Genomic DNA, 10,415 nt, shown 5'->3' on the forward strand with positions numbered 1-10,415 from the left:
GATGTAGACGAACCGGCGCGTGCTGAGATCGCGGCGTTGCCAGCGGTCGTAGTCGTCCCACCAGTCAGCTTTAAGCCGAGAAATTGTCGTTGATGACAGCCCCGCTGCATTGGGGCCCAAAAGTGCGGCAAGTGCTTCGTGAAAGTCGCCAGTGGAAATGCCTTTGAGATAAAGCCAGGGCAGCAGTTCTTCGATGGATTTGGCTTTGCGCAAATAGGGCGGCAGGATTGTCGAGGTGAACCGGACTTTCTCAGCGGTGTCGCCCCGGTCTCGCACGCGCGGCACCTTGACCGGCACAGTACCGATCCCAGTCATCACCTGGCGTTCCGGCAAATGCCCGTGGCGGACAAGCCGAGCGCGACCATCCTCGATCCGGTCGCCGGAATAGGCCTCCAACAACACCGAAAGCTCTGCTTCAACTGCTTGCTGGATCAGGCTGCGCGCACCTGAACGCAGAAGGTCAGTCAACGGGTCAGCTGAAAATCCATGTGGATCGGGCAAGGTCGTGATGATAGTCTTCGTCATGTGGCATATCCTTTTCTCTGCAGAGAATTGCGGCGCGTGAACAACGCCATGATATGCCGCCCCTCAGGGGCCATCACCAACTTTCAGCTATATCTCCTCTTCTCCCCTGATTGGGGTCTCTCGAGGCTGGCTCCCACCAGTCCCGAAAGACTGGTGGTTGGATGGGTGAACGCGGTTACGCGGTCGGGGAGAATTGTGCGAGAAAAGTGAGTTTTGTCAAATTTTTTAGGACTCTATCTACCTTGCGCGGGAAGCTATGGGCTATCAATAAGAGAACCCCTTAACTTCCTTAAGTACATTATGGGATTTTAGGATTGACACCTCACCAAGCGATTCTTATATCCCTTATAAACATAAGGAGTATTACAGTGGAATCGAAAAAAGTAGTTCAAACGTTGCGGCAGATAGCGAAGGACAGCGCCTCGGCACGAGCTGTGTTCGGATGGCTGTCAGAGTACACAAACAACGTCCTCAGTTCCTCCGTCGAGCATTTTGAACAACAATCGACAAGATGGGGCCGTCTTCACCTTGATGACCAAATGGTCGTTACACGGAAAGAAGCCATCGCAATTATGAAGCAACTGGACGAGCTGATGTTGGGACGATTCATCGTTGGCCGACGAGGCAGCGACACTCGCTTCGAATTCTGGACGCCTCGCTCTCACATTGGGAAAGCGGCCATGGGCGAAATTGATCGGATCGACATCCACGAAGAAGACGTAACCCTAGAAGACGATGAAATCATCGAGATGCACAGAACACTTCTGGCTAATGCTCTCGAACTTCCAGTCAGCGCCATTCGTATCAAGATCAAGGAGTGACGCATGAACTATCAAGAATGCTCCACCACTGTTTGGACCAAGTGGCCAAAGCGCTCTGACAAATCCCTATATGGCATGGACGGAGAGCTTATTCTTCGCACAAAGTCCAAGAAATTTGACCTAGCGGATTCGGCAGGGAATTGGTTTGACGGTGGAACGCTGTTGCTACGCTTCGGTATTCGATGCCGCGCCCAAACAAGCGAAACTTGGTCCGAAGACAAGTTGCGGGCTCAGGAATCGAACATCCGATATGACCTTTCACACGATGGCTTCAACGTCAGCATTGAAAGATTGAAGGGGCACGGACTGAGCTGTAGCGAGGAAGCCCTTTGGCAACTGCACATCGACGCAGATTGAAGAACTTCGTTCAGGGAAATGAGAGATCAGATGTCACCCCATCATGAAAACGAATTACAAAGACGTGTAGAAATGATCTTCCACGCGGGGCAGGCATCCATAGCTAGCTGGGAGCAATCCCTTTGGTATGGATGCCATGACAGCGACACAATGTATGCGGATATACGCGAACGGTATTCAATTCTCTTTGAAGCCTTCTATGGCGACCGAGAAGATGTGTTTATTCAAGTACTAAGACAGCCTGGTCAGACCGTTTTCTTGAACGATGAGTTATTGGTCCGCTTAGACCACCTGATGTACGATAACCCATGAACCGTTTTTAACAGGGAAGCAAAAAAGAAACCCGCTATTGCGGGTCTCTGAACTGACGGGTTGAGAGCCACCAGAAGCTTGGGCGTTCAACTTTCCCAGGTCTCCAGATCGCCCAGTAATACTGCTGCCGTGCGATGCGGGCCTGATGCGACACCGGCTTTCCTTCCGGCCAGCATGTCAGCTCGTCCAATGCGTAGATCGCGGTTGGCGGACAACGCTGGAACCTCGGCGTTCGGTCTGGATTGCAGAGAGAACGAAGGTTGAGCAGCATAGCTACGCTTCCCCCGGTCTTGCGGGCATGGATGAGAGCTCTTCGAACGAAGGCATCTCAAAGCCCATGTGTGCCGTAGGGCGGGTTCGTGATGATGTTCTTGGCAAGGGGCTTATCAGATTTCAGGAAGTTGTGCCCCCCTGCCCCGTATCCTCGGTCGATAAGGTCCGTAGACACCACCTGGTATCCTGCGGCCTCAAGCACCTTCGAGATGGCTCCGTCGCCGCAAGCCGGTTCCCAGATGTCGCCCTCGAAGGCTTCGACGGACAAAAGCGCCCGTGTCGCCTCTGGCGGGGTTGGGTAAAATTCGAAAGCAGCTCGCTTCGGATAGCGGAAATTTCAGGCAGAAACTTTTGATTTTTCGCCGTTTTTCAGTAAGATAGATGTACTCATTTTTGGATAGATGAGGAAATAAAAAAGCGGGATGATACGCTCACCCCGCGAAGCGGTCACGGCCTAGTATTCCTCGGCCAGCATGATCGTCAGGACCCGATTTGTCATCGAGGTGCTGGTAGGGTCTGGGCTCAGTTGTGTGCTGAGCTTGTTGAAATAGTCCCATTTCCAGAAAATCTTGCGTCCCTCGTAGTCGAATGATCAAAAATCATGTTCGCCGTAAGGGTCGTTTTCTGGCGTAAAGGCTTCAAACTCACGGACCAGGTTAAGAACCTCAAACTGCTCAAAGCCCTCAAGGGCCAAGATACCAGGGGTAAACACTACCCTACATCCTTGAAGGGTCTTTCGCGCCAAATCATTCAGCGCTGCAATCTCACGGGACCGCTCATTGTGTAACGTCATAAGCAAAACGTTAGAAAGTAAACCGCCCCAGCCTTGCAGCTGAGACAAAGCACTTCCACCGTGCCCTCCCCTCGAAGGCAGTCAAAGCGAATGCGTGAACCGTTCGCGCCGTGCCCGCCAGGGCCAGCGGCAGCGCGGTTCTTGACGCCAAGGGGTAGCGGTAGAATTGCGAGGCTCACTGTGGCTTCCCCTCTCCCTTTTCACCACCCAAACGCTCTTATTCGTGTAACATTTCCAACGATGAACATCGCGCAAGCCAAATGCATTCCCCTCGAGCAGTACCTCGAGCGCCAGGGCCTCCAGCCACAGAAAACCCGCCAAGGCGGGCGGGAACTCTGGTATCATTCACCTATCCGCGACGGAGATGAAAACCCGTCTTTCAAGGTCGATACCGTCAAAAACCTCTGGTTCGATCATGGTGTTGCCCACGGCGGCAACATCATCGACCTCGTGCGGGAGATGTGTTCTTGCGACGTGCGGGACGCGCTTCGGCATCTGGAACAAACGCGCCTCTACTCCCCTACCCTTTCAGCGCCGATGACCTCCAGCTCGCGCGGCGCTTCGCGCCAGTCTGAGGCTTCGCCAAGAAATCAGGTCACTGAGGGTGAAAAAGGAAAAAGTGGGGCCTTTGAGTTGGTGTCACAAAGCACACTCCAGCACCCTGCCCTGCTCCAATATCTGACGAAACGTGGCATCGACCATGATGTCGCTCGGAAATACCTGCGAGAAATCGAATTTAAGGGGCCTCAGAGCACTGGAAAGTACTTCGCCCTCGGTTACCCTTCTGGGGATGGGTTTGAAGCCCGCAATGCCTTGTTCAAAGGTTTCGTCGGAACCGGTAAGGCCGTGACCTTCCATGATATGCCGGACGCGACCCGGCTCCAGGTCTTCGAGGGCTTCATGGATTTCCTTTCCTACTTATCGAAAGACAAGCCAGCTCAGCCGGTCGGCGCGGTACTGGTGCTGAATACGACGAACCTCTGGCAACGTGCTCTGCCCTACATCAACGATTCTCGTTTTGAAGAGGTGCGCCTGTACCTGGACAACGACGACGCGGGCAATGCTGCTACGCGCAAACTGTTTGAATCTGTTGAAGCACCTTCCAAACTCGCTGATATGCGTAGCTACTATGCAGGATATGAGGATCTCAACGCATGGCTTCTTGGCCAAAAAGCGTAGCCTATGTTTTTCTTTTCATCCCTCAAAAATTCAAAAATGATAAAATCATCAACCAGGAGACAGGGGGCCGAAAGGCTCCCTGTTGTTGTTTAGTATGTTTAATAGAACAACGTTTAATACGTTTAGGGGCTGAAAAATGGCTTAAAATCAGTATTTTACAGGGGGTAAGGTGAACGTTTATGGGCTGAAAGGTGAAAGGATATGGGAACAAAGCACCGTGATGGGTGAATAGATGTGGGACGTAAGGTGAAAGGATATGGGAGCTTAGGTGAACGTTTATGGGAGCAGCAATCGAATGACCGTAAGGTACTGAAAAATAGCGAAAAAATAAGGTGCTACCTGTGAAAGGTGTATGTTTGTGGGGTCAAAAGGTGAAAGGATATGGGAGCAATGGCTTAGGAGGCTGATTGCAAAGGGAAAAACCTCCTATGGTGTACGTTTATGGGGCGGAAAGGTGAAAGGATATGGGAGCCGACTCAAGGCTCTGAAAAGTATGGGACTTCTGACCGCTTGAGACACCCAAGCCTCCCTTATGGGTGTATGTTTATGGGGTGCTAGGTGAAAGGATATGGGAGCTAACCTCTGACCTTCGAGCACTTTCAGAGAAGAAAACTTGCATCTCACGGAAAATGTGTAGAATGGTGAATGAATAAACGGTAATCTCATTCACCTATGAAAACGAAACCTGAAAAATATAGCAAAGACAAGCAGATACTCAAGAAGCATGTCGCTGCGATTCACATTGGCGCGAAGCTTTCGCTGCTTCAGCGCAAGCTCGTGAACGCCCTGCTGTACAATGCCTATGACCAGCTCCTGACGGCCAAAGAGCATCAGATCAGTGCTTCGCTTCTGTGTGAGATGATCGGTTTCGACAGCCACAACTCAGCCTACCTCAAGGGAGCTCTTAAGGGGCTCATGGAAACCGTGGTCGAGTTCGACGTGCTCGAAGATGATGGGGAAACCTCCTGGGAAGCGATGGTGCTCCTTCCTTATGCGAAGCTCAAAGGTGGGGTCTGCACCTATCGTTATGAGCAGTCGCTTGCCGAGAAGCTCTACCATCCGGACGTGTACTCGAAGATCAATCTGAGCGTTCTCAGGGAGATGAAGAGCGCCCATGCTTTGGTGCTCTATGAAAACTGCTACCGCTATGTGGATATCGCGCACACGCCTTGGTGGGATGTGGATGTGTTCCGCAAGCTGATGTCGGTCGATCAGATGACCAGCTACAAGCAGTTCAAGCTCCTCAATCGCGCGGTAATCCAACCAGCGATGAAGGAAGTGAATGAGCTTTCAAACATCCAGATAGAGCTCGAGACGAAGCGCAAAGGGCGCAGCGTCACCGGGCTTCGCTTCCTGATCCGGCCAAACCCGCAACTTTCGCTGATCGGCATGGATTCAGAGGACGACATCACGCAGATGCCTGCCTATAAGGCCCTGCTTGCAGAAGGCATTTCCAAGACCCTCGCCCGTGCCTGGGTGCTTGAGCATGACGAAGAGTACATCTTCGACAAGCTCGACCTTGCTGGAAGTGAAGCCGCGAAAGGGAAGATCAAGTCGTCCAAAGCGGGCTTCCTCAAGGCCGCCGTGGAGCAGGATTTTCACAACGAAAATGCAGCCAAGAAGAAGGCGCTTGAAGCGGCACAAGAGAGAAAAGCTGCTCGAGAGAAGCTGGAGCGTGAGCTTGAAGCCCTTAAAACGGCCCAGAGAGAGGCGGAGACGTCATATCGCTGGCATACAGCGGAAATCATCGAAGATGCCTTCCAGGCGCTCTCTGAGGGCCAGAGGGAGGCTGTTACGGCAGAGTTTCAGCTAGGACTTAGCAGCACCATCTACGTGAACGCCTTCAAAAAAGGCGGTTGGAAGGATCGCCTGACCTTCCCGGATATCAAGAAATTCTGGGAGGCTCGCGGTCTTGCCCTCCCCTCCCCTGCCGAGTGGGCACAAAAAAACGGCTCACAAGAGCCGGAAGCGCTGAGGGCGCGGATTGAAGAGTTAGAGAAACAACTGAAACAACCTGTTGTTTTGGTTTAACCGAAACATTCGATTTATTCGAGTCACTCAAAAATATCTGTTTCAGTTCTCAGGATGTGCTTGAGATAGGTGGACTTCGGAACGAGGCCCGCCTTTTCTTCGAGCTTGGCAAGCTCGGCGGGCGTCAGCTTGATCGCCACCACCTCAGACTCCTTGTCCGCTGGTTTCTTCGGCTTCCTTCCGGTCGTCTTTGGAGCAAGGATGGATTTCGGTTCACTCGGTTTAACCGAATTATCCGGTTCAACCTTTTTGAACATAGAGAGGTCGTTTTTACTTGGCATAGTTCTGCTCGAGGTAAGAAAGTAAGCTATCAAACTGCGCGGCCACCTCGCGGTAGGTGTAGCGAGCCAGGGCATCCTCTTCCATCATGTGCCGAATGGAGCGCTCTTGCTCGAAGATCGTATCAAAGACGCGCGAAAACTTCAGCGGGAGCACGGGTATCCCCTGCCCTATCGCATGATCGACCACCGCCTTGATGTTTTTAGCGTCCTCGCTGTCGCTCCAGTCTTTGAAGGCCTCGCCTTTGCGCTTTGCTAGTTTCGTCGCCACCACGACGATGTTCTTGTTGTATGGCTGAAGCTCTCTGATGGTGTGAATCCCTGCATGGATGCACTTGAGCTCGTTATAGATCGGCACCACCACGACATCGGACTGCGAGACCGCTGAGACGATACTTGGCCGCGCATCGCGCGACATGAGCCCCGCAAGGTCGAAAACTACGTCGATGCCATCGGGAAACTCGGGAAACTCCTCGTCTGGCTGAAGCGAGAAGAGCCGTTCCTCCGGGAGGATCGCGTCCAAGAGGTTATAGGGCTCGTTGGTCGCCAAGGCGTATTCCTTGTCGAGCGCGATGTTCGTGGCTATCGGGGTTTTCCCCGCTGAGCCCTTCATGTTGTAGACGGTTATTTTCATAGTTTCGATTGTATGTGTAAACTTAAAGAATGCAAATAACTTGTTGAACAAAGTGTTTCGGTTTAACCGAAACAACTTATTTGATGGATTCCCCCCCCCTTGGGCTCCGACTTCTGGATGTTTCGAGTGTTTTGATAGTTTCGGTTAAATCGAAACTATAAATTTACCCGATAAGGTCATCGGTATCGAGCCCGTGCTCCTCGATGTCCTGGTTGATCCCCATCCGTCCATCGAAGATGAAGAGCACGAAGACGGTGTCGTCTCTAAGTGTGTAGTAGATGTTGTAGCGCTTCTGGAAAATCAGACGCCGGATACCGCGCGGCTCATGGTAAAGGTGCCCGAGCAGGGGATTGCTGCTCAGGTGCTCCAGGATGAAGCGGTCAATCTCGTACTGAAAGGCCTCGGCGTAGTCTTGCGAGTAGTCCGAGTGGTACAGGTAAATCGGCCACAAGCTTTCGCTTGCGGTCTGCGTCATCACTACCTTCATGCGGCGCTGGAGTTACGATCCTTGAAGCGGGCAAGGCGAGCCGCTGTGCTGGCATCGCTGACCTCTTCGAAGCGTCCATTCTCGATATCATCAAGCCCCTGGGCGAGGCCACGCTCGATGCGAAGCTTGGTCAGCTCCTCCCAGTCCTGAAAGGACACGGTAACCGCCACAGGGCGGTTTTTCTTGGTGACAATCACGGGTTCGCGCTGCGCAGCGTCCAGGTAGCGCCCGAACTCCTTGCTCGCGACCGATGCGGTCATGGTCTTCATGTTCATAGGCCTTGTGCTTAGAGGGTAATATCCACATTATACGGAAAATCCGGAAAACGCAAAGTTTTCGAGGGTAGATTCAGGCGCAGGGCAAGGCATGACTTCGATTTTGAAAAGTGGCGTTCATTCGTATAATCACAACAATATCTTGTGCTGCCGTGCAGTACCTTACCCAAGAACGTGCCATCTATGAAGTTTCTCTTTGAACCCAATCTAGCGCATCAGCGCGAAGCAGTAGACGCCATTGTGAAGGTGTTTGAAGGAGCGCCTTACACGCGCCCTGAGGAACGGTTCTGGAATGGGGAGGTCTCTCGAAACATCCTGAAGCTCCCGCACGACGATTGGTACGCAAACGCTCAAGCGGTTGCGAAAGAGAACAGCATTGAAGACCCCGCGTCTTGCCAGGAGCCCGACTTCACTATCGAGATGGAGACAGGGACCGGGAAGACCTACGTCTACCTGCGTACCATCTTCGAGCTGAACCGACGCTACGGCCTGCACAAATTTCTCATTGTTGTCCCAAGTGTAGCTATCCGTGAAGGGACGCTCACGCAGCTGCGGCAGACCAAGCAGCACTTTTCTGAGCTCTACGCGACGGTAGCCGAAGTCATCGAGTACGACTCGAAGAAACTCCCGCAGGTGCGCGGCTTCTGCGTGTCAAACCATCTCTCCATTATGGTGATGAACAAGCAGGCCTTCGACTCGGACAAAAAGATCATCAACGACGAAGAGCGAGACGGGGGAAACCTGCTCGAGATGCTGCAACAGGTACAGCCCATCATCATCATGGATGAACCCCAAGAGGGGATGGATACCGAGAACATGCAAAAGCGTCTTGCGGCCTTCAATCCGCTCTTCAAGCTGCGCTTTTCTGCAACGCACCGCACCCCGAAGAACATAGTCCATCAGCTCACGCCTTATGACGCGTATAATCGTGGTCTTGTGAAGAAGATTGGGGTGCTCTCTATCCATGAGAGTAACACGCAAAGCAACGTGTCTATCGAGTTCCGGAAAATCAAGCTGAACGGGAACAAGGAACCTACCGCAACGCTTCAGCTGAACCAGCGCCTGGTGGGCGGAGACTTCAAGTCGAAAGCCTTCACGGTGAAGCGTGGTGATGACCTCGAAGATAAAACCAAGAACCCCGTGTATCACGGTTGGGTGGTCGAAGATATTGGGACAACTGATATCTTCGATGGTGACGCCTACGTTAAATTCACCAACGGCGAACAGCTCGAAGAGGGCAGGGGGCACGGCATCGACAAGGAAGCCATCTTCCGAGAGCAAATCCGTCGCGCCATTCAAGCCCACTTCAAGCACAAGGAGCGGGTGGCCCCGATCGGTATTAAACCTCTTTCTCTCTTTTTCATCGACCGCGTAGCAAACTATGTGGCCGAAGACGGCCTCATCCGCCGTTTGTTTACCGAAGAGTACAAAGCGATCTTCGAGAAGAAATTTGGACGCGCTCCAGAAAATATTGCGGACGTTCACAACGGGTACTTTGCTCAGACAAGCGCGGGAGAGTTCACGGATAGTGAGCGCTCCATGGCAACCAACAAAGAAATCTACGACAAGATTTTGCGGGACAAAGAGACCCTGCTGTCTTTCGAAGAGCCGCTGGAGTTCATCTTCTCGCACTCAGCCCTTGGGGTAGGGTGGGACAATCCGAACGTTTTCACCATCTGTACCCTCAACGAGAGCGAAAGCACCATCAAGAAGCGCCAGGAGATAGGGCGCGGACTGCGCCTCAGCGTGAAGCAAGACGGAACGCGCTATCGTGACCCGGAAGGCACTAAGGAAGGGCAGGAAGTGAACCTGCTCACGGTGGTCGCAAACCAAAGCTATCATGCCTTTGCCAGCACCTATCAGGAAGAGCTTCGCGAAGAGCTCGGCAAAGGGTCGAAGACACCGCCGACGCGCGACCTCAACAAAACGCCGATCAAAATCACTCGGACTGGTCGTTTTGATAGCGACGACTGTTGATTTCTGCTGAGAAGTGACCCGGTATTTTCACCGAGAATTGACCCACCCTTGTTTATTCCTCGGCGGTTATGTTGTGGTCAATGCTGGTGTGTCCTTTCTTGTTTTCTTGGCGGCTTCGGAGCTGGCTTTGAAGCGGTAGCTGTCGTTGCCGGTTTCCAGGATGTGGCATCGGTGTGTGAGCCGGTCCAAGAGCGCGGTTGTCATCTTTGCATCCCCGAAGACCTGCGCCCATTCTGAGAAGCTGAGGTTTGTGGTGATGATCACGCTGGTGCGCTCGTAGAGTTTGCTCAGGAGGTGGAACAAGAGCGCGCCGCCTGATGAGCTGAACGGCAGGTATCCCAGTTCGTCGAGGATGACCAAGTCGACCTTGGTGAGCATCTCGGCCATTTTCCCGGCCTTCCCGAGCGCCTTTTCCTGTTCCAGCGCGTTGACGAGTTCCACCGTCGAGTAGAAGCGCACCTTGCATCTGTGAT

The 10,415-nt window shown here is 52.8% G+C and carries 12 protein-coding genes and 1 pseudogene; 5 read left to right on the top strand and 8 right to left on the bottom strand.

Features of this window, described 5'->3' with window-relative positions; translation table 11 throughout:
• Positions 1–525 (bottom strand): transposase (locus E2L05_RS19345; protein WP_208016242.1); only part of this gene is annotated, 525 nt, incomplete at its 3' end.
• 368 nt (positions 526–893) lie between these two features.
• On the opposite strand from E2L05_RS19345, the gene E2L05_RS19350 reads away from it, so the two are divergent.
• Positions 894–1,346 (top strand): hypothetical protein, encoded by a 453-nt coding sequence (locus E2L05_RS19350; RefSeq protein ID WP_133344576.1) that lies wholly within the window; start codon positions 894–896, stop codon positions 1,344–1,346.
• A gap of 3 nt (positions 1,347–1,349) precedes the next feature.
• Positions 1,350–1,703, top strand: coding sequence for a hypothetical protein (locus tag E2L05_RS19355; protein ID WP_133344578.1), 354 nt, complete (start codon positions 1,350–1,352; stop codon positions 1,701–1,703).
• 640 nt (positions 1,704–2,343) lie between these two features.
• Here E2L05_RS19355 and E2L05_RS19360 read toward each other — a convergent pair.
• Together E2L05_RS19360 and E2L05_RS19365 are read right to left on the bottom strand one after the other, a co-directional pair.
• The gene (locus E2L05_RS19360; protein WP_133344580.1) at positions 2,344–2,556 is read right to left on the bottom strand and encodes a hypothetical protein; all 213 of its coding nucleotides are present in this window, start codon (positions 2,554–2,556) and stop codon (positions 2,344–2,346) included.
• Positions 2,557–2,742: 186 nt separating this feature from the next.
• A pseudogene (locus tag E2L05_RS19365) lies at positions 2,743–3,081 on the bottom strand (DUF3768 domain-containing protein).
• Between the two features lie 240 nt (positions 3,082–3,321).
• On the opposite strand from E2L05_RS19365, the gene E2L05_RS19370 reads away from it, so the two are divergent.
• Positions 3,322–4,260 carry a toprim domain-containing protein gene (locus E2L05_RS19370; protein ID WP_165971819.1) on the top strand — a complete coding sequence of 313 codons (939 nt, stop codon included), beginning with the start codon at positions 3,322–3,324 and terminating at the stop codon, positions 4,258–4,260.
• A 672-nt stretch (positions 4,261–4,932) separates the two neighbouring features.
• Positions 4,933–6,291, top strand: coding sequence for a replication initiation protein (locus E2L05_RS19375; protein WP_133344584.1), 1,359 nt, complete (start codon positions 4,933–4,935; stop codon positions 6,289–6,291).
• 23 nt (positions 6,292–6,314) lie between these two features.
• On the opposite strand, the gene E2L05_RS19380 is transcribed toward E2L05_RS19375, so the two are convergent.
• The 4 genes from E2L05_RS19380 to E2L05_RS19395 all read right to left on the bottom strand — a co-directional run bounded on the left by E2L05_RS19380 (position 6,315) and on the right by E2L05_RS19395 (position 7,959).
• Positions 6,315–6,548 carry a hypothetical protein gene (locus E2L05_RS19380; protein ID WP_133344586.1) on the bottom strand — a complete coding sequence of 78 codons (234 nt, stop codon included), beginning with the start codon at positions 6,546–6,548 and terminating at the stop codon, positions 6,315–6,317.
• 13 nt (positions 6,549–6,561) lie between these two features.
• Complete coding sequence (locus tag E2L05_RS19385) at positions 6,562–7,203, bottom strand: hypothetical protein (protein ID WP_133344588.1); 642 nt, start codon at positions 7,201–7,203, stop codon at positions 6,562–6,564.
• Positions 7,204–7,366: 163 nt separating this feature from the next.
• Positions 7,367–7,678 carry a type II toxin-antitoxin system RelE/ParE family toxin gene (locus E2L05_RS19390; protein ID WP_133344590.1) on the bottom strand — a complete coding sequence of 104 codons (312 nt, stop codon included), beginning with the start codon at positions 7,676–7,678 and terminating at the stop codon, positions 7,367–7,369.
• Positions 7,679–7,686: 8 nt separating this feature from the next.
• The gene (locus E2L05_RS19395; protein ID WP_165971820.1) at positions 7,687–7,959 is read right to left on the bottom strand and encodes a type II toxin-antitoxin system Phd/YefM family antitoxin; all 273 of its coding nucleotides are present in this window, start codon (positions 7,957–7,959) and stop codon (positions 7,687–7,689) included.
• A gap of 189 nt (positions 7,960–8,148) precedes the next feature.
• Between E2L05_RS19395 and E2L05_RS19400 the strand changes: the two genes are divergently transcribed.
• The gene (locus tag E2L05_RS19400) at positions 8,149–9,942 is read left to right on the top strand and encodes a DEAD/DEAH box helicase family protein (RefSeq protein ID WP_133344594.1); all 1,794 of its coding nucleotides are present in this window, start codon (positions 8,149–8,151) and stop codon (positions 9,940–9,942) included.
• Between the two features lie 66 nt (positions 9,943–10,008).
• Here E2L05_RS19400 and E2L05_RS19405 read toward each other — a convergent pair.
• Positions 10,009–10,415: ATP-binding protein (locus E2L05_RS19405; protein ID WP_165971777.1), on the bottom strand; the 407-nt coding region annotated here is incomplete at its 5' end.

Source organism: Meridianimarinicoccus aquatilis (assembly GCF_004358675.1).
GTDB lineage: Bacteria > Pseudomonadota > Alphaproteobacteria > Rhodobacterales > Rhodobacteraceae > Meridianimarinicoccus > Meridianimarinicoccus aquatilis.